Origin of the sequence: Streptomyces sp. BE20, assembly GCF_036322525.1 — a bacterium.
Taxonomy (GTDB): Bacteria; Actinomycetota; Actinomycetes; order Streptomycetales; family Streptomycetaceae; genus Kitasatospora.
Window position 1 is genome coordinate 22,237 of record NZ_JAQYWW010001068.1, and the last position, 20,633, is coordinate 42,869.

Annotated in this window: 16 protein-coding genes, 1 tRNA gene and 1 pseudogene; 14 read left to right on the forward strand and 4 right to left on the reverse strand. The window is 72.1% G+C overall.

The window, feature by feature from the left end; genetic code table 11:
- Positions 1-84 precede the first annotated feature (84 nt).
- The 3 genes from PUR61_RS30920 (at position 85) to der (ending at position 4,780) form a co-directional block, all read left to right on the forward strand.
- Positions 85-2,133, forward strand: a complete 2,049-nt coding sequence (locus PUR61_RS30920; protein WP_329882808.1) for a hypothetical protein — start codon at positions 85-87, stop codon at positions 2,131-2,133.
- A 271-nt stretch (positions 2,134-2,404) separates the two neighbouring features.
- Complete coding sequence (gene cmk, locus PUR61_RS30925) at positions 2,405-3,118, forward strand: (d)CMP kinase (RefSeq protein WP_329882809.1); 714 nt, start codon at positions 2,405-2,407, stop codon at positions 3,116-3,118.
- Positions 3,119-3,325: 207 nt separating this feature from the next.
- The gene (der, locus tag PUR61_RS30930; protein ID WP_329882810.1) at positions 3,326-4,780 is read left to right on the forward strand and encodes a ribosome biogenesis GTPase Der; all 1,455 of its coding nucleotides are present in this window, start codon (positions 3,326-3,328) and stop codon (positions 4,778-4,780) included.
- A gap of 189 nt (positions 4,781-4,969) precedes the next feature.
- Here the strand turns inward: der and PUR61_RS30935 are convergent, their stop codons facing one another.
- Both PUR61_RS30935 and PUR61_RS30940 read right to left on the reverse strand, forming a co-directional pair.
- Positions 4,970-5,743, reverse strand: a complete 774-nt coding sequence (locus PUR61_RS30935; protein WP_329882837.1) for a hypothetical protein — start codon at positions 5,741-5,743, stop codon at positions 4,970-4,972.
- Between the two features lie 540 nt (positions 5,744-6,283).
- Positions 6,284-7,135, reverse strand: a complete 852-nt coding sequence (locus PUR61_RS30940) for a hypothetical protein (RefSeq protein ID WP_329882811.1) — start codon at positions 7,133-7,135, stop codon at positions 6,284-6,286.
- A gap of 702 nt (positions 7,136-7,837) precedes the next feature.
- Here PUR61_RS30940 and PUR61_RS30945 point away from each other — a divergent pair.
- The 11 genes and pseudogenes from PUR61_RS30945 (at position 7,838) to PUR61_RS30985 (ending at position 18,516) form a co-directional block, all read left to right on the forward strand.
- Entirely contained in the window at positions 7,838-8,662 is an 825-nt protein-coding gene (locus PUR61_RS30945) for a transglycosylase family protein (RefSeq protein WP_329882812.1), read from the forward strand.
- Positions 8,663-9,008: 346 nt separating this feature from the next.
- Entirely contained in the window at positions 9,009-9,467 is a 459-nt protein-coding gene (locus PUR61_RS30950; protein ID WP_329882813.1) for a transglycosylase family protein, read from the forward strand.
- A 72-nt stretch (positions 9,468-9,539) separates the two neighbouring features.
- Positions 9,540-10,226, forward strand: coding sequence for an alpha-ketoglutarate-dependent dioxygenase AlkB family protein (locus PUR61_RS30955; protein ID WP_329882814.1), 687 nt, complete (start codon positions 9,540-9,542; stop codon positions 10,224-10,226).
- Between the two features lie 281 nt (positions 10,227-10,507).
- Positions 10,508-11,368 (forward strand): acyl-CoA thioesterase, encoded by an 861-nt coding sequence (locus tag PUR61_RS30960; protein WP_329882815.1) that lies wholly within the window; start codon positions 10,508-10,510, stop codon positions 11,366-11,368.
- 278 nt (positions 11,369-11,646) lie between these two features.
- Complete coding sequence (locus tag PUR61_RS30965; protein ID WP_329882816.1) at positions 11,647-12,438, forward strand: DUF1684 domain-containing protein; 792 nt, start codon at positions 11,647-11,649, stop codon at positions 12,436-12,438.
- Positions 12,439-12,590: 152 nt separating this feature from the next.
- Positions 12,591-13,025, forward strand: a complete 435-nt coding sequence (locus tag PUR61_RS30970) for a MarR family winged helix-turn-helix transcriptional regulator (RefSeq protein WP_329882817.1) — start codon at positions 12,591-12,593, stop codon at positions 13,023-13,025.
- Between the two features lie 45 nt (positions 13,026-13,070).
- Positions 13,071-14,447 carry an MFS transporter gene (locus tag PUR61_RS30975; protein WP_443035266.1) on the forward strand — a complete coding sequence of 459 codons (1,377 nt, stop codon included), beginning with the start codon at positions 13,071-13,073 and terminating at the stop codon, positions 14,445-14,447.
- Positions 14,448-14,579: 132 nt separating this feature from the next.
- Positions 14,580-14,653: transfer RNA gene (locus PUR61_RS30980), tRNA-Pro, on the forward strand.
- Positions 14,654-14,969: 316 nt separating this feature from the next.
- Positions 14,970-15,068: pseudogene (locus tag PUR61_RS45560) on the forward strand (transposase); the annotation flags it as partial.
- A gap of 21 nt (positions 15,069-15,089) precedes the next feature.
- The gene (locus tag PUR61_RS45565; RefSeq protein WP_443035268.1) at positions 15,090-15,509 is read left to right on the forward strand and encodes a transposase; all 420 of its coding nucleotides are present in this window, start codon (positions 15,090-15,092) and stop codon (positions 15,507-15,509) included.
- A 391-nt stretch (positions 15,510-15,900) separates the two neighbouring features.
- Positions 15,901-18,516, forward strand: a complete 2,616-nt coding sequence (locus tag PUR61_RS30985; protein WP_329882818.1) for a DEAD/DEAH box helicase — start codon at positions 15,901-15,903, stop codon at positions 18,514-18,516.
- A gap of 54 nt (positions 18,517-18,570) precedes the next feature.
- On the opposite strand, the gene PUR61_RS30990 is transcribed toward PUR61_RS30985, so the two are convergent.
- Together PUR61_RS30990 and PUR61_RS30995 are read right to left on the reverse strand one after the other, a co-directional pair.
- Positions 18,571-19,653, reverse strand: coding sequence for a tyrosine-type recombinase/integrase (locus PUR61_RS30990; protein WP_329882819.1), 1,083 nt, complete (start codon positions 19,651-19,653; stop codon positions 18,571-18,573).
- 182 nt (positions 19,654-19,835) lie between these two features.
- Complete coding sequence (locus PUR61_RS30995; protein ID WP_329882820.1) at positions 19,836-20,141, reverse strand: helix-turn-helix transcriptional regulator; 306 nt, start codon at positions 20,139-20,141, stop codon at positions 19,836-19,838.
- Positions 20,142-20,633: the final 492 nt, after the last annotated feature.

Here is a 20,633-nt window from a genome sequence, read left to right on the forward strand (position 1 = left end):
TGCCGGGGCGCCGCCCGTCGGTCCGGCGGGCGGCGGCGGGCCCCGGTGCGGGTCGACGGGCTGGGGAAGGAGGGAGGGCGGCGGGTGGGTAGGACGACCGCGGTGGTCGAAGCGGAGGAGCGGACGTCCGCCTGGGCGCTGCGGCGGGTGGTTGCGCGGCTCCGCACCGACCTGCGCGCACCCGGACGGGGCGGGGAGGCCGTGCCGGGCGCCGTACCACTGCTGGTCCGCATGCTGAGGTCGGCGCGCGGGCGGACCCGTGGGGAGGCGTTGAGGCTGCTGACGGAGCTCGCGGAGCACCCGGCGGCGTACTGGTGGCCGATCGCAGAGCTGGGCGGGCCGGCGGTCCTGGCTCCGGTGGTGCCCGAGGCCGTCCGGGCGGTCGCGGATACGGACCCTGATGTCCGGGCGGCGGCCCCGCAGGTGCTGAGGTGGCTCGGTGCCGACGACCCGGCGGTGCCTGCGGCCCTGAGGGCCCAGGCCGGGCGCGAGACGGACGCGGGCGTGCTGGCGGGCCAGCTGGCAGTGCTGGTGGCCCTGCTGCCGTCGGCGGCCGGGACGGTACCGACCGGGGCTGTGGCGGGCGGGGCTTTGCCGGGAAGGGCTGTGTCGGGCGGGACGGGGGACCGAGCCGGGACCGGCGACGAGCCCGATGATGCGGACTGGTACCAGTGGTTCGCTCGGTGGCTCGGGCATCCGAGTCCCGCGGTGCGGCTGGCGGCGCTGGCGGGCCGGCTCCGGCTGAGGCCCGGAACGGACGGCACGGAGCTGGGCACTCTCGCGGCGGTGGCGCTGAGCGACGCTGAGGACCTCCCCTGGCCGGCGGTCGGCCTCCTCCACGCCATGACCGCCGAGGCTCTGGCCGACCGCCCGAACGAGAGCCGGGCCCTGGCCGACGCACTGTTGCGGATGGAACCGAGCAGTCGGCAGTCGGCCGGACAGCGGGCCGGCTGGGCCCTGGACCGCGCCGCCCGGACCGTCACCGACCGTCGGGCCGACACCGCCGATCTGTACGCCCTGGCCGCACAGCACCTCGACCATCCCGGCTGGCAGGCCCGCGAGAGCGCCGCCCGGTTGCTCACCGGGGCCGGCTCGGCCGCGGCCCCGTACGCGGACCTGCTCGCGCAGAGGCTCCTCGTTCGTCTCCCCACCCACCACGGTAGGCCGGAGGCGTTCGCGCTGGCCCACCTCGGTGACCGGCGGGTGCTGACCTACCTGCGGCACCGGCTCCGCGGCTCCGACTACGACCTCGCGATCGGCCGGCTGGTCGGCTCCCACCCCGGCGAGGCCGACACCCTGCTGCCCGCGGTCGGAGTCGCCCTCCAGGAGGAGGACGGACTCGCGCGGGCTGGCGCCCTGGAGGCGCTGGCCGCGTGGGGACCGGTCGCGGCCCCGGTCGTTCCGCGAATGGTCAAGCTACTGGAGACCGGGGAGGCCCGCCGGACCGCCGCGGCGCTCGGTGCGATCGGCCCGGCGGCGGAGCGGGCCGCCCCGCGCCTGCGCGAGCTGGCGGACGGCGTCGGGGTGCCCGCCGTCGGGGCGCCGCGGCCGCGCGACCCGCGCGCACTGCCCTGGCACGGTACGCAGACGGCAGCCTGGGCGCTCTGGCGGGTCACCGGCGACCACCTCAAGGCGCTGGAGGTGCTGGGCGCCGCCGCCGAGGCCGGTCCCGGTCGCCCGCACCTGTCGTACCTGGCCGACCTCGGCCCGCAGGCGGTCCGGCACGCCGGTGCCGTCCGCGCGCTGCTGACCTCACCGGGGGAGCGGACCCGGGTCGAGGCCGCGCACGCCTGGTGGCGGCTGACCGGCGAGCCCGGTCCGGCGGTCGACGCGCTGGTCGGCGAACTGACCGGCGAGCGGGCGGTTGCGCGGCGGCTGAGGGGCGCCAGGGCGGCAGCGGGCCCGGGCGCGATGGTGCCCGCGCGGGCCGCGGGGGAGTACGACGACGAGCTGTCGGCGGTGCTGCGCCACCTCACCGCGATCGGCCGCCCGGCCGCCGCTGCGGTGCCCGTGCTGGAGGCGTACGTGGAGGGTCACGAGAGGATCCTGGGCGGGGTGATGCTGACGCCCCTGCGTGACGAGCGGCTGACGGCGGCGGCAGGCGAGGCGTTGGCGGCGATCCGGGGCGGCTGAGCGCGAGCCGAGGGTGGGCTGCGGCGCCGGAGGGCGGCCGGACGTGGGTCGGACGGGTCGGGGACGGGTGGGGGACGGTTCGGAGCGGGCCGAAGGTCGACCAGGGGCGTCGGCCGGCGGTACCGGGGCGGCTCCGGCCCGGCTGTGGACCGGCCCGGGCACCGACTGGGTCGGGGTCGGGCGGCGGTCCATTAACCTTGGGGGAGACACTCCCCCGGCTTCCCCCTGGTTCGGGTCGCCATGCGCAGAGATTCAGAGAGAGGTTCGTGCCGTGGATACTGCCGACCGAGCGCACGCCCCGGTCGTCGTCGCCATCGACGGACCCTCCGGCTCCGGCAAGTCGACCGTCTCCCGGGCAGTCGCCGCCCGGCTGGGGCTGAGCTTCCTGGACACCGGTGCGATGTACCGGGCGATGACCTGGTGGATGCTGGCCAACGACGTCGACGTCGACGACCCCGAGGCAGTGGCCGTCGCCTGCGGCAAGCCGGTGATCGTGTCCGGCACGGACGCGCACGGCCCGACCATCACCGTCGACGGTCAGGACGTCGCCGGTCCGATCCGGGGCCCCGAGGTGACCGCGCACGTCAGCGCCGTCGCCGCGGTTCCGGCCCTGCGGACCCGCCTGGTCGAGCTGCAGCGCGGCTGCGCCGAGGTCGCCGAGCGCGGCATCGTCGCGGAGGGCCGGGACATGGGGAGCGTGGTCTTCCCCGACGCGACCGTCAAGATCTTCCTGACCGCGTCGGAGACGGCCCGCGCCGAGCGCAGGGCGGCCGAGCTGCGTGCCAAGGGCGTGGACGAGGCGACCATCACCGCGATGGCCGCCGACCTGGCCCGCCGGGATGCGGCCGACTCCTCGCGGACGACCGCCCCGCTCACCCAGGCCGCGGACGCGGTCCTGGTGGACACCAGCGAGCTCACGCTGGAGCAGGTGATCGACACGATCGCCGCCCTGGTGGAGGAGCGGGCCGGGTTCTCCGCGGTCTGACCGGGGCCGTCGGCCTCCGGGCCGACCGTCCGATCCACCCGGTGACGTCGTCGCCGGGTGACCACCACCGATGAACGGGTGCCGCACCGGCACCTGGACGAACGGGTGCCGACACGGCACCCGGACAACAATCGCGCTGCCCCGGTGGGGCAGGTACGCACGGCACGCCCCTGGGAAGGGCCGGGCCGGGAAACGGACAACACGAACATGACCGCAGAGCACTCCACCGCCGGACACGGCGAGCTGGACGCCGCCGAGTACGCCGAGTTCATGGCGCTCGCCGCCGAAGAGGGGTTCGACCCCGAGGACGTCGACGGCCTCGGCGACGGCAGCCACCTGCCGCTGCCGGTGCTGGCCGTCGTCGGCCGCCCGAACGTCGGCAAGTCGACCCTGGTCAACCGCATCATCGGCCGCCGTGAGGCCGTCGTCGAGGACAAGCCCGGCGTCACCCGCGACCGCGTCAGCTACGAGGCCAGCTGGAACGGCCGCCGCTTCAAGGTCGTCGACACCGGCGGCTGGGAGATCGACGTCCTCGGCATCGACGCCATGGTGGCGGCCCAGGCCGAGCTGGGCATCGAGACCGCCGACGCGGTGCTGTTCGTCGTGGACGCCACCGTCGGCGCCACCGACACCGACGAAGCCCTGATCAAGCTCATCCGCCGGGCCGGTAAGCCGACCGTCCTGTGCGCCAACAAGGTCGACGGCCCGTCCACCGAGGCCGAGGCCGCCTACCTCTGGTCGCTCGGCCTCGGCGAGCCGCACCCCGTCTCGGCCCTGCACGGCCGCGGTTCCGGCGACCTGCTCGACGCCGTGATGGCCGCGCTGCCCGAGGCCCCGCCGCAGACCTTCGGCGACGCCGCCCTCGGCGGCCCGCGCCGCGTCGCGCTGATCGGCCGGCCGAACGTCGGCAAGTCCAGCCTGCTCAACAAGGTCGCCGGCGAGGAGCGGGTGGTCGTCAACGAGGTGGCCGGAACGACCCGCGACCCGGTCGACGAGCTGATCGAACTCGGCGGCAAGACCTGGAAGTTCGTCGACACCGCCGGTATCCGTCGCCGCGTCCACCTGACCGCCGGCGCCGACTTCTACGCCTCGCTGCGCACCTCCGCCGCGCTGGAGAAGGCCGAGGTCGCGGTCGTCCTGGTCGACGCCAGCGAGACCCTCGCCGAGCAGGACACCCGCATCATCACGATGGCCGTCGAGGCCGGGCGTGCCGTCGTCATCGCGTACAACAAGTGGGACCAGCTCGACGAGGAGCGCCGCTTCTACCTGGAGCGCGAGATCGAGCGCGACCTCGTCCAGGTGCAGTGGGCGCCCCGGGTCAACGTCTCGGCGAAGACCGGCCGCCACATGGAGAAGCTCGTTCCGGCGATCGAGACCGCGCTGGAGGGCTGGGAGACCCGCATCCCGACCGCCCGGCTGAACGCCTTCCTCGGCGAGCTGGTCGCGGCGCACCCGCACCCGATCCGCGGTGGCAAGCAGCCCCGCATCCTGTTCGGCACCCAGGCGGGCACCCGCCCGCCGCGTTTCGTGCTGTTCGCCTCGGGCTTCCTGGAGGCCGGGTACCGCCGGTTCGTCGAGCGCCGGTTGCGTGAGGAGTTCGGCTTCGTCGGCACGCCGATCTCGATCTCCGTGCGTGTACGGGAGAAGCGCAAGAGGAAGTAGTAGTAGTCGTCAGGCAGGTGTGCGGAGGCCCCGCCACCCGGTTCCGAGAACCGGGTGGCGGGGCCTCCGTTCGTTCGGCGGCGCGTGGTGGTGGTGCTGGTGCTCGTTGCGGGTGTGGTGCTCGTGGTGCTCGCGCTGTGAGTGCTGCGTGAGGCGTCCCGGGGCGTCGGGCGATCGGCGTGACCGGGGTCAGTGCTGGTCGCCGCTGCGGCCCGGAGGCAGGGAGAGCATGCTCCGGTGGCGGCCGCCTGCGCCCTGGCCCGGCGCGTGGCCGAATCCCGTGCCCATGACCGGCACGGGAGCCGGCACCGGCATCGGGTGCGGGACGGGCCCGAGGTAGCCGGCCGCGACCCAGCCCTGACCGCTCCCGAACTGGGCTGCGGCAGAGGCAGGTTGGGCGGGCACCGGTAGCGGTGCGGCGCCTTGGCCGAACCCGTGGCTCTGGGTGTGGTTGTGGTTGTGGTTCTGGGGGTGGCCCTGGGTGTGGCCCGCGCCCGGTGCGTGGCTGGTTCCGTCGCTGGTGGGGTCGGTGGTGTGGCCGGTTCCCGTAACGCCGGTGTGGCTGTGGTGGCCGGTGTGACTGCTCGGGTTGTTCTGGTTGCCGTGGTCCGCGGAGCCGCCCGCGCCGGAGTGGGGCGTGAGGCCGTGATGTCCGGTCGGGTCGTGCGGGGCGTGGTGGCCGTGGTGGCCGGCGAGTCCCGGGCCGGTCTGCTGGCTCGGCATGAACTGGGGGATGCCGATCGACTGGCCCGCGTACGTCTGGAACGCCTGGTGCTGCGGCGGGTAGGAGCGGTCCGCGAGGACGGGGTAGCCGTCACGGACGGCGAAGCCTGCGAACTTCAGGTTCTCCTCGCCGGAGCGGTCGCCCGGCAGGGCGCGGAAGAGGCGCCGGTACTCGGAGTACAGCTCGTCGTAGATCGGCGTCGCCGAGTGCGGGTGCTCGGCGTCGTACGACGGGCGCATGCCCGGGATTGCGCGGGAGGCGGTGGCGGATCGACGGTGGGATGCGGGGACGTCGTAGCTGTACACGCAGGGCCCAACGAGCGAGTTCGCCGGTGGATGCGGGGTCCCCCGGCCCGGCCGGAAGGTGGCCTGTGCCGTGCGGGAGGGCACGTTAGGCGTGGCCCGCGCCGGGCGCGGAGGCAGGGCGCCCGCGCCGGTTGCGCGCCGAGTGCGCACCGAGCATGTGCCGGGTGCGCACCTGATCGGGATGGCGCAGCGGTGCGGCGTACGCGCCCGGCGGGCGTGGCGAGGTACGGGCGTGGCGCGACGCGCGCGTGCCGGCCGGTGTCGGCCTGTGTCGGCCGGTGTCGGCCCGTACGGGCCCGAGCAGGCGGGCCGGGGCCCGGGCGGTGCAGCGGGCGTCCCACGGGCTGGGGAACGGGCCGTGGTCCGGCGCGGTGCACGCCTCGGGCCCGTTCCCGGATCCGCTCCCGGCCCGGGTCCGGCCCGGGTTCGGCTCAGGTATCGGCCAGGTCCGGGCCAGGCGAGCCAGGTGCGGGCTCAGGTCCCGGCGAGGGGGAGGGAGGCGGCGACGACCTGGCCCAGGGCGACCGCGCGCTCCAGCGCCAGGCGCAGCAGGTCCTCGCGCGGCTGCCGTCCGACCGTTCCGGCCGGGACGGCGTACATGGTCACCTCGCCGAGTTGGTTGGCGGCGAACCGCCAGGCATCGGTCACCTGGAGCGGCTGGTGGGCCTGCCACCAGCCGGTGCTCCCGCCGGCGGCGGCGGGTTGGAGGATCGCGTGCAGCTTGCCCATCGCGACCAGCACCGACCAGCCGGGCAGCTGGTCCGGCGTCTTGTCGAGGTCGGTGACCTGCTGGAAGCCGGCGTCCTGGAGGAGGTCCAGGAACTCGTCCTCGCCGCTGGTGTTGCCCGGGCGGCCGACCGGTCCGGTCGGCTCGACGACCAGCGAGGCGTGGCCGGTGCTGCCGTGCAGCACCAGCCCGCAGGTGATGCCCAGGATGGCGGCCTGGCCGGGGGCGCTCGACGGGCCGGACGGCTCGGGCCGACCGGACTCGGGAGCGGGCGCCGGGGCCGGCTGGGGGTGGCCGGGCGTCCCGGCGGGGGCGTCGCCCCGGGCCTGGCTGATGCTGCGGACGGCGCCGACCAGCTGCTCCTCGGAGACCGGGACCACCTGGGAGGGGATGCAGCGGGCGTGGGCGAACGCGAGCACCGCGGTCTCCTCACCCACGAACAGCACGGTGCTGGTGGGCTCCTGGAGGGTGTCGCCGGGCGTGCGGCAGGAGGTGCACTCGTAGCTGTCGGGAGCGTGGGCGCCGCCGAGCAGGCGGTCGGCCTCGTCGTCGCCGATCTCGGACCGGACCTCGTCGCTGACGTCGAGCATGCGCGGCACTTGTTCTCCTTGTGAGGTGTCAGGGGCGTTGGCGGTAGGTGCTGGCAGTGGCCGTCGGCGGTGGTGCCGACGGGGGCGCCGGGGTGGTGCCGGCAGGGCGGGCGGGGTGAATCCGTAGGGGTCGGGCGGTCGGGTCTGTTCGAGCCGGGGCAGGGGGCGGCCCCGGCCGCCCTTACCAACGGGCCCCTGTGTCAGGGGTCACGGGTGGGGGGTGCGGGTGACGGTAATTGCCCCTGATTCGACCGCGGAGCGTGGTCTCGTGCTCGCAATCTGTCGATCTCGATGGCGGGCCTGCCGGAATGAAACTGTGAGGTGGGACACGGGACGGTGATGTTTGATCTAGGAAATGACGGTTAAATCGGACAAATTGGACACGATTGCCCGGTAGTTACCGCCGGTAATGCCCGGCTGAGCTGGGCAGACCTCCGAGTGTTTGGATCCCTGGCGGCCGACTCGTAGCTTCATTGGCGGTGCAACGAGCACCACCCGGGTTCACCCCCGACGCACAGCCCGCCGGTTCACCCGGCGCAGGCCGTGCCCGCCGATCGACCGCTCGAACAGGTCGCCGGTGCGTGGGCGGTGGCCGGGGCGGCGCGGTACGTCCGACACGTACCCGGCCGCCCCACGGACGCGGCGAGCGAATCCCATCCCCTTCGAGGGCTTGGTTCCGCATGCCCGCCCGGGGCTGTCGAGAGGAACCTCATGACCTTCCGTAACGAGACCGCCGCTGCCACCACCTCCACCGCCACCAAGCGCAACCGCGTCCGGATGGCTGTCGTGGCGGGCGCCGCTGTCGCGGCCCTGCCGGTGGCCGGCCTCGTCACGGCCACCTCGGCCTCCGCCGCCTCCGTCTCCACCTGGGACGCTGTCGCCCAGTGCGAGAGCGGTGGCAACTGGGCCATCAACACCGGCAACGGTTTCTACGGCGGACTGCAGTTCACCTCCAGCACCTGGGCCGCCTTCGGTGGCACCGCCTACGCCTCGCAGGCCAACCTGGCCACCAAGGCGCAGCAGATCGCCGTCGCCGAGAAGGTCCTCGCCTCGCAGGGCCCGGGCGCCTGGCCCGTCTGCTCCGTCAAGGCCGGCCTGACCAAGGGCGGCGCCCCGGCCGCCGTCGACACCTCCGCCGGTGCGACCACCGCCCCCGCCGCGAAGCCCGCCGCGCCGAAGGCCACCGAGGCCCCGAAGCCCGCCGCGCCGAAGGTCACCGAGGCCCCGAAGCCCGCCGCGCCGAAGGCTGCTGTCGCCCCGAAGGCCGTCGAGGCCCCGAAGGCTACCGAGACCCCCAAGGCCGCTGCCGCGCCGAAGGCCGACAAGGCCGACAACGCCGCGAAGTCCGGCAAGTCCTGGACCTCGAACGACGCCAAGCAGGTCAACGGTGGCAACTACACCGTCCAGGCCGGCGACACCCTGAGCACCATCGCCGCGGCCAAGGGCATCGACTGGCACGCGCTGTACGACAACAACGCCAAGGTCATCGGCGCCAACCCGAACCTGATCTTCCCGGGCCAGACCCTGACCGTCTGATCCGACGATCCGCTGTCCGTGCCGTAGGCCCGCCCCCCGGCCTGCGGCGCCGGACCACCGGCCGTTCCCCCGCCCACCGGGCTGGGGAACGGCCGTCGGCGTTGCGGGCCGGGGGCGGTGCCGTTGCCGTGTCGGGCCCGTGAGGCGGACGCCCGGAGGCGGCCCGGACGTGAGCCGGATGCGCCGCGGATGCGGCCCGGAAGGTCGGTGCGAGTACACGGAACGTCGGACCGCCCGGACGCCCGGACGGTCGTACCGATCCGCCATGCACCGCCGGAGGCGGCCTAGGGTCGACTGGTGTGCCATCAGGACAGCTCGGACCCGTGACGTCCGAGGGAATGATCGGGTGACCGCCGGAGCACGCGGACCGACCGCGTCCGCCGCGCTTCCCGTCGTCCGCGCCGCCGCCCTGGTCGCCTGCGCCCTCTGCCTGACGGCGGGCACGGCGCTGCTGCCGACCGACCGGGCCCGGGCCGCGGTCACGGTGGCGGACATGATCTGGGACGAGCTCGCCGCCTGCGAGAGCGGGGGCGACTGGCAGGCCGACACCGGAAACGGGTACTTCGGCGGGCTCCAGATCAGACCGTCGACCTGGGAGGAGGCGGGCGGACTGCGGTTCGCCGACCGCCCCGACCGAGCGACCAGACGCGCGCAGACCACGGTCGGGGAGGAGATCCTGCGCGGGCAGGGCTGGGAGGCTTGGCCGGGCTGCGCCCGCGAGATCGGGATGATCGTCGACCCGGTGGGGGAGCGGCCCCGCGTGGGGGAACGACCCCCGGCGGGGGTACGGCCCCGGTCGGGGTGAGCGGCCGGTGACACGTGCGTGCCCGCTGTCGGAGGTGTCGGAGGTGTCGGAGGTGTGGGCGAGGATGGGGGAGTGACCCAGGGCGAGTTCTTCGGCGGCCTCTTCGACCCCGCCTCCGCGCGCGGACGGTCCGAGCCGGCACCGGGCGCGGTGCTCGTCCCCGGCTGGCTCGACGCGGAGACCCAACTGGGGCTGGTGGCGGCCTGCCGCGAGTGGTCCCGTCCGCCGGCGGGCCTGCACTCCGTCCGGATGCCCACCGGCGGGATGATGTCCGTCCGGATGGTCGGGCTCGGCCTGCACTGGTACCCGTACGGCTACTCGCGGACCGCCGAGGACGGCGCGCCCGTCAAGCCCTTCCCGTCCGGCCTCGCCCGGTTGGCCCGGCGGGCGGTCGCCGACGCGTACGGCGAGGCCGCCGCCGACATCCCCGGAGCGGTCGGCTACGAACCGGACATCGCGATCGTCAACCACTACCCGCACGGCGCGAAGATGGGCCTCCACCAGGACCGTGACGAGCGGACGGACGCGCCGGTCGTCTCGCTCTCGCTGGGCGACACCTGCGTCTTCCGGCTGGGGAACACCGAAACCCGCACCCGGCCGTGGACCGACCTGGAGCTGCACGGCGGCGACCTGCTGGTCTTCGGCGGCCCGGCCCGGTTCGCGTACCACGGCGTGGTGCGGACGCTGCCGGGGACGGCCGACCCGGAGCTGGGCCTGACCGGGCGGCTCAACATCACCGTGCGGCAGTCGGGGCTGTAGCGGACGGTCCTGGGCCTGGGCCGGGCCCTGTCCTGACCTCCGGGTCTGGGCGAGCCCGGGCCCGGCCTTGTCCGTACCCGGTGTCCGCCCGGGGCCGCCACCTGTCAGCCGACCGATACTGTTCGACCTCGTTCGAGTGAATCGGCGAGGCGGGCCCCCGCCTGGGGGAATGTCCCGGCTCGCTGAAGAATTCGAATGAGCTGGAGAATTCGAGAGAACGGGTGACGACAGCCGGACGGAAGACCTCCGGCCGGGTCGGCAGCCCGGAGAGGACGTGTCCCATGGGTACCCCCGTCGACGAGCTCGTCGCACTGCTGGATCTGGAGCAGATCGAGCTGAACATCTTCCGCGGGCGCAGCCCCGAGGAGGCGCTCCAGCGGACGTTCGGCGGCCAGGTCGCCGGGCAGGCGCTGGTGGCGGCGGGGCGCACCGTGGACGGCGACCGGCCGGTCCACTCGCTGCACTCGTACTTCCTGCGACCCGGGGTGCCCGGCGTGCCCATCGTCTACCAGGTCGACCGGCTCCGGGACGGCCGCTCGTTCACCACGCGTCGGGTGCTCGCGATCCAGGGCGGCCGGTCGATCTTCGCGCTGACCGCCGACTTCCACGTCCCGGAACCGGAGAGCATCGAGCACCAGTTCCCGATGCCCGTCGTCCCGGCGCCCGAGGAGCTGCCGAGCGCGCTGGACGAGGTCGGCTCCCGCCTGGGTGAGCTGCCCCCGTTCATCAGTCGCCGCCAGCCCTTCGACATCCGGTACGTCGACCGGCTGCGGTGGACCAAGGAGGAGCTGGCCGGTGTCGAGGCCCGCAGCGGCGTCTGGCTGCGCACCAACGGCGCGCTGCCCGACGATCCGCTGATCCATGTCTGCGCGCTCACCTACGCCAGTGACATGACGCTGCTGGACGCGGTCCGCGCGCCCGTCGAGCCGCTCTGGGGCACCCGGCACTTCGACATGGCCTCGCTCGACCACGCGATGTGGTTCCACCGGCCGTTCCGGGCGGACGACTGGCTGCTCTACCAGCAGGAGTCCCCGATAGCCCACGGCGCCCGGGGCCTCGCGCGCGGGGAGATCTACGACCGCAACGGGCAGTTGGTGGTGTCGGTGGTTCAGGAGGGGCTGTTCCGGCGTATCAAGGGCTGATGAGGAAAGGCCGACCCACCTCGGGTGCCACGTGGTGTGCCCCACGTTCAGCGCTCCACCTCCCGCGCTCCACGTCTCGCGGGTTACGTGCGCATGGCCACGTGCTGTCGGACTGTGTGTTCAAGGGCTCATGTGACGGGCGTGCGACGGGCGTACTACAGGCGTACCAAGCCGTCCGGCAACGGGAATGATCCACCCGGGTGTCGGATGTTTACGGGGGTAACGGAGAACGGACGGCCCGCCCGGCGGGCCCTGGACCGGAATGGGAGGGCGTGCCGATGACGGCGACCGCCGCAGAGGACTGGAAGCACTGGAGCGATCAGCGGACGGCGTCCGTGAGCGCACTGCACGGGCAGCTGTCGCTCACCGGCACGCACTGGCTCGAACCGGATCCCGCCGAGATCCCCGGCCTGCCGGGCCTCTGGTGGACGGACACCGAGGGCATCCGGTTCCGGGCGACGGCCGCCGACGGCCTCACCGTCGCGGGCGCGGAGGCCCCCGTCGACGGTGAGGCGCTGCTCCGCCCGGACACCGACCCGTCGGCGGACTCCGCCACCCTGGGTGAGCTGCTCCTGGTGCCGATCGAGCGCGAGGGGGAGCTGGCGCTCCGGGTCTTCGACCCGGCCGCACCCGGGCGGGCATCGTTCGCGGGCATCTCCGCCTACACCTACGCGCCGGAGTGGGCCGTCCCGGCGGTCTTCACCCCGTTCGAGGGCGAGGCCGCCCAGGCGCTGGTGGTCCCGAACGCCGACGGCAAGGAGCGCCGCCTGGCCGTGAGCGGCCGCATCGAGTTCACCGTCGCCGGCGAGCACCGGACGCTGACGGTGAGCCGTTCGGGCAACGGCCTGAGCGGCGTCATCGCCGACGCGACGAGCGGCCGGGACACCTACCGGTTCCGGTTCATCACCCTCCCCGAGCCCGACGCGGACGGGCACACGGTGTTGGACCTGAACCGCGCCTACCTGCCGCCGTGCGCCTTCGCGGACCACTTCATCTGCCCCTTCCCGCCGCCCGGCAACCGCCTGGACTTCGCGGTGGAGGCGGGCGAGAAGCAGGTCCTCACCCGCTAGTCCGTCCGCTGGTCCGTCCGCCGGTCCGTCCGCTGGTCCGTCCGCGGAACGACTGCAGTGGGTCTGCAGTAGGTCCGCGGCCGGTCCGCGGCATCCCCCGCATCCCGTCCGGGCCGCCTGCCGGTCGGCGGGCCGAACGGGACGCGGGGCGTGTGGCGTGGGCCGTGTGGCTGCGCACCGGCGTGGCCCCGAAGCTGCACCTGACCGCCAAGTCCTGCCGGGCCTTCTTCGAGGCGCGTCTCGCCGAGTCGGGCGCGACCTTCGTCACCTGGACGGTGCTCGCGGCCCGCAAGCTGGAGGGTCCGATGATCCAGCGCTCCCTCGCGCGGTACCTGGGCATCGAGGGGCCGGCCCTGTCCCGGCAGCTTGAGCAGATGGAGCGGCGCGGGCTCGTGGTGCGCCGTCGCATCGACGAGGACCGGCGCGCGGCCACCGTCGAACCGGCCCCCGAGGGGGAGCTGTACGTCCGGATCTCGGCGGTCGCGGTGACCGGTCAGCAGGAGATGTCGAAGGGCCTCGGCGACGCCGGCGTCGCTCAACTGGCCGTTCTGCCGGACCGGATCCTCGGCAACGTCGGAGTCGACTGACCCCGGTCGGTGGTCCCGGAGGAGCGGGGCGGAACATGGGTTTCCGTGTCGACCAATCATCCCGCCAATCAGACCCCCGCCGACGCGGTCCCGGCCCCCACCCCGGCGGCACCGTCCCCCTCGGCGCCCGCCGACGCCGTGCCGGTCACGGCTTCTGCCGTACCGGCCACGGCCCCTCCGTGGTACCGGCGGGCCGCACGCGGGGCCTTCGCCGACCTGAGCCCCCTGCGCGACAACGCCGACTACCGGCGGGTCTGGTTCGGCCAGGTCGTCTCCTCGGTCGGGCAGCAGATGACGGCCGTCGCCGTCTCGGTCCAGGTCTACGATCTGACCGGTTCGACCTTCGCGACGGGCCTGGTCGGCCTCTTCTCCCTCTTCCCGCTCATCGCCTTCGGCCTCTACGGCGGTGCGATCGCCGACAGCGTCGACCGCCGCCGCCTCGGCCTGATCGGTTCGGCTGGCCTCGCCGTCGTCTCCGCCGTCCTGGCCGCCCAGGCGCTCGCCGGCCTCGGCCTCGTGGCCGTCCTCTACGTCGCAGTCGCCGTCCAGGCCGGCTTCTTCGCGCTCGGCTCACCCGCCCGGTCCGCGATGATCCCGCGCCTCGTCCCCGCCGAACAGCTCCCCGCGGCCAACGCGCTGAACACCGTCAGCATGAACCTCGGCCTCACCGTCGGCCCCATGCTCGGCGGCGTCCTCATCGGCGCCTACGGCGTCCAGTCCGCCTACCTCGTCGACACCGTCGCGTTCGCTGCCACCATCTACGCCATGTGGCGCCTGCCGGCGATGCTCCCGCTCGGCGAGCGCAAGGGCCGGGCCTCCGTCCTCGACGGCCTCCGCTTCCTGCGCGACCAGCCCAACCTGCGCACCAGCTTCCTCGCCGACCTCGCCGCGATGATCTTCGGCATGCCACGCGCCCTCTTCCCCGCCATCGCGGTCACCTTCTACGGCGGCGACGCCCGGACCGTCGGCCTGCTGGTCGCGGCCCCCGCCGTGGGCGCCCTCGCCGGCGCCCTCTTCTCCGGCTGGGTCGGCCGAGTCCGCCGCCAGGGCGCCGCCGTCCTCGTCTCCGTCGTCGCCTGGGGCCTCGCCATCGCGGCCTTCGGCCTCGTCCGCAACCTCTGGCTCGGCCTCCTCCTGCTCGCCGTCGCCGGCTGCGCCGACACCGTCAGCATGATCTTCCGCAACACGATGATGCAGGTCGCCGCCCCCGACGAGATGCGCGGCCGCCTCCAGGGGATCTTCGTCGTGATCGTCGCCGGCGGCCCACGCCTCGGCGACTTCGAATCCGGCGCCGTCGCGTCCCTCACCAGCCCCGCCGTCTCCGTCGTCACCGGCGGCCTCGCCTGCGTGGCCGCCATCCTCCTCCTCGCCGCCCGCCGCCCCGCCTTCCTCCGCTACGACGCCCGCCACCCCACCCCCTGACCCCACCCCCATACCTGGCAGCGAGCACCCCCCGACGTGCTGTATTGTTTTCCACGTCGCCGGGACACCGGCCGACAAGGTCGAGAAACCCGAAGCAGAGTCCCTCAGGCTCCGCCCAGGGCCACGAGACCACGGGACGTGGCGCAGCTTGGTAGCGCACTTGACTGGGGGTCAAGGGGTCGCAGGTTCAAATCCTGTCGTCCCGACAGTGATGTCGGAAGGCCGTTGGCCGGGTTAAAACCCAGGCCAGCGGCCTTTTTGCTGGTGTGCCGACAGGTGTGAGGCGGCCACGTAGCCGCCCCTAATTGATCTCGTTGGGGACCAGTCGGGGACCAGAGGCGCCGGTCGGGTCCCCGACTGCCCTTCGCTCAGACCGCGCTTGAGATCTGCCGTACCCGTGAGCTGGGAGGCTCGTTGAGCTCTGCGTGAGCGGTTCTGGGGGCGGGTACCCGTCGGACCTGACGGACGAACAGTGAGCGCGGGTGGAGTCGCTGCTACCGCCGGCGCGGGTGGGGCCGAAAGGCGGGCGACGGGAGAAGTATCCCCCGGCGGCGGATCGTGGACGCGATTTCCAATGTGGTGCAGACTGGGCGTGCCTGGCGGCAGCTGCCGAAGGACTTCCCGCCCTGGACGCCGACAGGCATGACTAACCGAGCGCAGGCTGATCGGCTCGAGGTTGGTCCGTGCCGCCGACACCGTCCCCGCGGCCACCAGGGGCTTCGCGCGGGCAAGAAGGTCAAGGGTTGCAAGCGGCTCATCGTCACCGACCCTCTCGGCCTGCTGGTCGCGGTCCACGTGGCCACCGCGAGCGACGAGAACCGAGACGGCGCCCGGCGCCCGCTACGTTGGGCCCGACTCGACCACCTGCGGATCCAGAAGTTCTGGACCGATCAGGGCTTCGCTGGCCACCTGGCCGGACTGTACTGCCCAGATCCTCGGCCGCGAGCTGGAAATGGGCACGACGATCGAGTGGACGGACACCTCAACCAATGCGGAGCCTGGCCTGAGCCGAAGCCCAGACGGTCCAGCGGCCAACGCGGCGGTGGAAGAGCTCAGTTGTAGTGAGGGTTGGCCATAATCACGGCGCCGCGAGCGGTGGCACATGGCCACGCAGCGCCGCCACATCCTCTGCACATCGGATTGGTGCGGTTGCTCGGAGCATGCGTAGCGAGCTGAGGCGCGGCTGTACTCCGGGCCCATCGCTCGTCTGCGGACATCCCGGGGTACGTCTCGCCAGCGAGGCGTACGGCCCGGTCGTATGCGGCAAGTTGCCCGTGGAGGTCGTTAGTCATGAGGAGCGAGACTATCGCGGACCGGGGACGTGGCGGCGGCATCTGGCGCGTCCGCTTTCCTAGGTCATTCCACAGCAGTCGGTGGATTGCCAGCATCCTGGGCCGACAGCTTGATCAACACGTACTCTGAGTGTCCGTATAGCTGGGAGAAATGGTTCGCAATGGCTTTCAAGCGCAGGTCAGTTGATGTCAGCGTGCCTGATGATCCGGTGCAGCTGTACCGGGTACTGGCCCTTGGCAACACGGGGCCGGAGGCCGTGTGGGGGCATCAGCAGGATGTGCTGCGGGCGTGGCATCACGAGATGCCGGACGAGCCGGACGTCGCCATTGAGCTGCCCACGGGAGCAGGCAAAACCCTGGTCGGTGGGTTGATCGGAGAGTACCGGCGACGCAAGCACGGCGAGCGTATCGTCTACCTGTGCCCCACGAAGCAGTTGGCGCGCCAGACGGCGGACAAGTTCGACGAGTACGGGATCCCGAACGTCCTGCTGGTCAACCGTGTCGCCTCGTGGAATCCGGCACACCGCGCCCAGTACGAGGCAGGCGAGGCCGTCGCGGTAAGCGTCTACAGCCACGTGTTCAACTCCCACCCCGCGCTCGACAACGCCGACGTGCTGGTGCTGGACGACGCGCACGCCGCCGAGGGATACGTTGCCGGACCGTGGAGTCTCGTCGTCTCCCGGGACGACGAGGAGAGCGCCTACCTGGACGTGCTCTCTGCTCTTGAACCCGCCCTGGACCCACTCGTCTACCCGAGGCTGCGCACGGGAGGTTCAGACGCATACGGATCATATGTGTATCTCGCCTCTCCGATCGGGGTCACGGCCCAGGCAGCCCAGCTTGAGGCGACCGTCGGTGCGGCTGATAGTGCCGGCAAGCTGACCACGGAAGCGCGCCACGTCTGGGCCCTCCTGCAGGGGCGTCTGGACCGGTGCCTGGTCTACGTCTCTCAACGGCAGATCCTGATCCGCCCTCTGATTCCACCCACGATGCAGCACTCGGCCTTCAGCAGCCCCGCGCGCCGCATCTACATGAGCGCCACCCTGGGCGATGGCGGAGAACTCGAGCGCTCCTTCGGCCGTAGGAAGATCAAACGGATCCCGGTGCCGGAGGGCTGGGAGAAGCAGGGCACCGGCCGCCGGTTCTTCCTCTTCCCCGAGCTGACCTCCGACCTGTCCGCCGACCCAGCGCAGGTGCCCGCATTCGTGTCCGCCATGGTCGCCAGGGCTGGCCGAGCACTCGTCCTGACCCCTGACCGCCGCACGGCCGACGGCTTCGTGCAGCACGCGCTCCCCTTGGGGTGTCCCGTCCTCAAGGCCAGCGACATCGAGAACGACCTCGCGTCCTTCACCTCCCGGCCCGTTGCCGCGTTGGTACTGACCAACCGCTATGACGGCATCGACCTCCCGGGCGACGACTGCCGCCTTGTAGTACTTGCGGGGCTGCCTGCCCGCGGTGACCTGCAGGAACGCTTCCTGCACGAGTCCCTCGGCGCTATCGAAGTGTTGCAGGAGCGCATCCGCGCCCGCGTCGTCCAAGGCTCCGGCCGCGCTACCCGCAACACCCGCGACTACGCGGCGGTCGTTGTCCTTGGCCAGTCCCTGACCTCCTATCTGTCCGGGCAGGACGTTCAGGCCGCCATGCATCCCGAAGTGCACGCCGAAGTTGAGTTCGGCCGGCGCAACAGCCTCAACACACCCTCAGCCGAGATGCTGGAAAACCTCGACGTCTTCCTCGCCCACGACAGCGACTGGGCTGAGGTCGACGACGACATCGTTGCCGGACGTGAGCAGTACACACGCGCCATCGCCCCCAGTGCGCGTGAGCTCCACAGATCCGCCGAGTTCGAGGTCACGGCCTGGGAAGCGATCTGGAACAACCAGTGGGACTGGGCCCTCACCGCCGTCCAACGCGTCCTGGACCTGCTGGAAGGCGAGCAGACCCCGCAGCGCTACGCGGCGCTGTGGAACTACCTCGGCTACAGCCTCGCCCACCGACTGGCACAGCAAGACAGTGACCAACACCATCTTGAGGCGGGTGCCCGCTACTACCGCGATGCCCGGCGCAAGAGCGCCGGCACCAGCTGGCTGTCGCATCTCGCCTCCCCCAGCGACCGGGCCAGCGCTCCCCTTGACGCTGCGCTCGACCCGCTGGACGAAGCAGCCATGCGCGGCATCAGCGTGGCGTACCGCGGCCTGCAGCGAGCTGAGACCTTCGAGCAGACCATCACCCAGGCCCGGACCGATCTGGCCGGGACGGCGTACAAGGCGTATGAGGCCGGACTCGTCATACTCGGGACGTTGGCTGGTGCCTCGGAGAGCTACGGCAACAACGACGACGAAGACCCGGCCGCTCCCGACGCGGTGTGGATCTTCGAGGAGGCCCGCTGGGCTACCTGGGAGGCGAAGAGCGAGGCCCAGCCCACCGGGCAGGTTGGTGCTGATAACGTGCGCCAGGCGCAAGGCCATCTGCGCTACACGGAAGCCCAGCGCAAGGAGCCAGCACCCAGTGACTCCGTGAGCTTCCTGGTGTCGCCCAAGCCGGGAGTCATGCCCTCGGCTCGTATGCTCGCTGAGGAGCACGTGTACCTTGTTCGCCCTCCTCAAGCGCTCGACTTGTGCGACCGGCTCGGCAGGGCATGGCGCAATGCGCGTGGCCGCGATATCCCCGCCCTGTCCGTGCAGCAGCTCGCCGCGGTCTTCGGGGCTGAGCAGGCTCTCCCATCTCAGTGGCTTCCTGCGCTACGCTCCGAACCGCTGAGGAGATCGGAGTTCTAGCTGGATCAGTCGGCCGGTACGGGCACAACTGGGAGCCGCCGGCCTGATGGTGCCTCACTGGACTAGGCGGAGATGGCGAACCTGAGCCTCTGCTGGTGGAGCGTTTACGGACCGCGTTGTGTGTGGGTCGATCGATGGCTGGCGGCTTGCGTCCAGGTGCTTGCTAAGGATGCGGCCGGCGTTCTCGATGGAGCTCTTGTCCGGGTGCAGGTAGCGCTGGGTGGTGGTGATGTGGCCGTGTCCGGCGATCTTCTGGAGGACGTGGATGGGGATGCCGGCGTCGGCGAGCCAGGTGAGGCCGGTGTGCCGGAGGTCGTGTCGGCGCAGGTATTCGTAGCCGAGGCCGACGACGACTTCGTCCCAGTGGGTGGCGTCGCGGAGGATGGCGGTGGTGATGCGTCCGCCGCGTGGTCCGGTGAAGAGGCGGGCCATGGGGTCGTTGCCGACCACGTTCATGCGCCAGTTCACGAGGTCGCGGATCTCTTCGATGATGGGGACTGTGCGGCGTCGTTTGCCTTTTGTTCCTTTGTCGATGAGGCCGCCGGGGCCGGTGGTGGTCTGGCGGCACAGGTCCCAGGTCCAGTCGAAGCGGTTGATGTCCTTGACGCGGACGCCGGAGACTTCGCCGATGCGGGCGGCGGTGCAGGCGGCGAAGCGGACGATGTCGCCCCAGCCGCGGTAGTGGTTGTGGGAGCGTTCGACGAGGGCGTTGGCGAGTTCGTCGAGGGCGTCCCAGTCGGCGAGGGCGAGGGAGCGGGGGTCGTCGAGTTCGTCCTCGGCTTGCTTGTAGAGGCGCTGCCAGCCGCTCATCCGTGAGGGGTTGAAGTCGATGAGGCCGTCGCGGACGGCCTGCTCCATGATGCGGACGAGCGGGGCGAGGCTGTTCTTGACGGAGGAGACGCTGAGTCCGTCGGCGATCCACGAGTGGAGGGCCCGGTCGGTGATGCCGTTGGTGATGCTGGTGACGGGTATGTGGCCGAGGACCGGGGTGACGCGCAGCTTCCAGCCGGCGGTGTAGGGGTCGAGGGTGGTGGTCTCCAGGCCGCGCATCGCCAGGTCCCAGTTCTCGTCGCCGTACTCGGCGAGGGTCATGGTGAGGGTTGCGGGGGTGATACCGCGTGCTGCTGCCCGTTGCATGCGGGCGATCCAGGCCTCGGCTTCGGTCTCCGTGGGGACGGAGGAGGAAGCCGACCGCCGCCATTGGGGTCCGTCCAGCGCACGCGGGCGCGGTAGCGGAACTGTGGGCGGCGGTCAGGGCGGTGCTCGATGTCGGTGGTGAGATCGACACCCATGGGGACGAGCCGGGTGTGGTCGGACATTCAGGCTGCCTCAGATGGGTCGGTGCGCTTCTGGGCGAGCCACAGCTGGGTGTCGGGGATGCTGTAGAGGTAGAGCCGGGGCGCGATCTGGACGAAGGGCGGTCCCTGCGGGGGAGTGGCGGAGCGCCAGCGCCGCAGGGTCGAGGGGGCGACCTTCAACAGTGCGGCGAGTTCCTCGGTCGAGTACCAGCCGCTGTGCAGGAGGTCGAACTCCGATGCCGGATCGGCCTGGTGCGCGGGGTCGGTGGCGGCTGGGGTCGGAACCGAGAGCCGGCTTACGGCGGGAACGCGGGGTCGGGCGTACATGGTCTCCCTCTGGCGGGGTGGTGGAGCCGCTTGGGCTCGGCCGGGCACGCCTACAGTCACCTGTCCGCCTGGACGGGCGGAACAGGGGTTGGCGTGCTGAACGGGGCAGACCGTACGCACGTGATGTTCTTCGAAGCGCGTCGAGACCGGCGGGCATACCGGGTGGAAGGCGACCTGATGTCTGTGACCGCCGAGGACGGCCTACGGCCGCCGGGAGTCTGCGCAGGTCACCCAGGGCTGAGGGGCGCTTCTCGGTGCTGGCTGCGATGCACGCCGCAGGTGGCGCTCTTGCCTGGTGGGTCGCGGCCGGAGCACCCGGCGAAGGCCCGGGAGTACCCTGAAAGCGACGGCAGGCGAAGAGTCGCGGCTACGTTCCGTGACGAATGTAAGGAGTGCTGGCCAGTCGGCGCCCTACGTCGAGCCGAGGCTAACTCAAGAGCTGCGGACTTTTAATCCGTAGGCCTGCGGATTCCTCTCTGGACATCACTTTCT

Coding starts and splice junctions, on each gene's coding strand:
- PUR61_RS30985 (WP_329882818.1), top strand. CDS start 15,901: ATGGCTTTCAAGCGCAGGTCAGTTGATGTCAGCGTGCCTGATGATCCG.
- PUR61_RS30945 (WP_329882812.1), top strand. CDS start 7,838: ATGACCTTCCGTAACGAGACCGCCGCTGCCACCACCTCCACCGCCACC.
- der (WP_329882810.1), top strand. CDS start 3,326: ATGACCGCAGAGCACTCCACCGCCGGACACGGCGAGCTGGACGCCGCC.
- PUR61_RS30965 (WP_329882816.1), top strand. CDS start 11,647: ATGACGGCGACCGCCGCAGAGGACTGGAAGCACTGGAGCGATCAGCGG.
- PUR61_RS30990 (WP_329882819.1), bottom strand. CDS start 19,653: ATGCAACGGGCAGCAGCACGCGGTATCACCCCCGCAACCCTCACCATG.
- PUR61_RS30960 (WP_329882815.1), top strand. CDS start 10,508: ATGGGTACCCCCGTCGACGAGCTCGTCGCACTGCTGGATCTGGAGCAG.
- PUR61_RS30995 (WP_329882820.1), bottom strand. CDS start 20,141: ATGTACGCCCGACCCCGCGTTCCCGCCGTAAGCCGGCTCTCGGTTCCG.
- PUR61_RS45565 (WP_443035268.1), top strand. CDS start 15,090: ATGACTAACCGAGCGCAGGCTGATCGGCTCGAGGTTGGTCCGTGCCGC.
- PUR61_RS30935 (WP_329882837.1), bottom strand. CDS start 5,743: ATGCGCCCGTCGTACGACGCCGAGCACCCGCACTCGGCGACGCCGATC.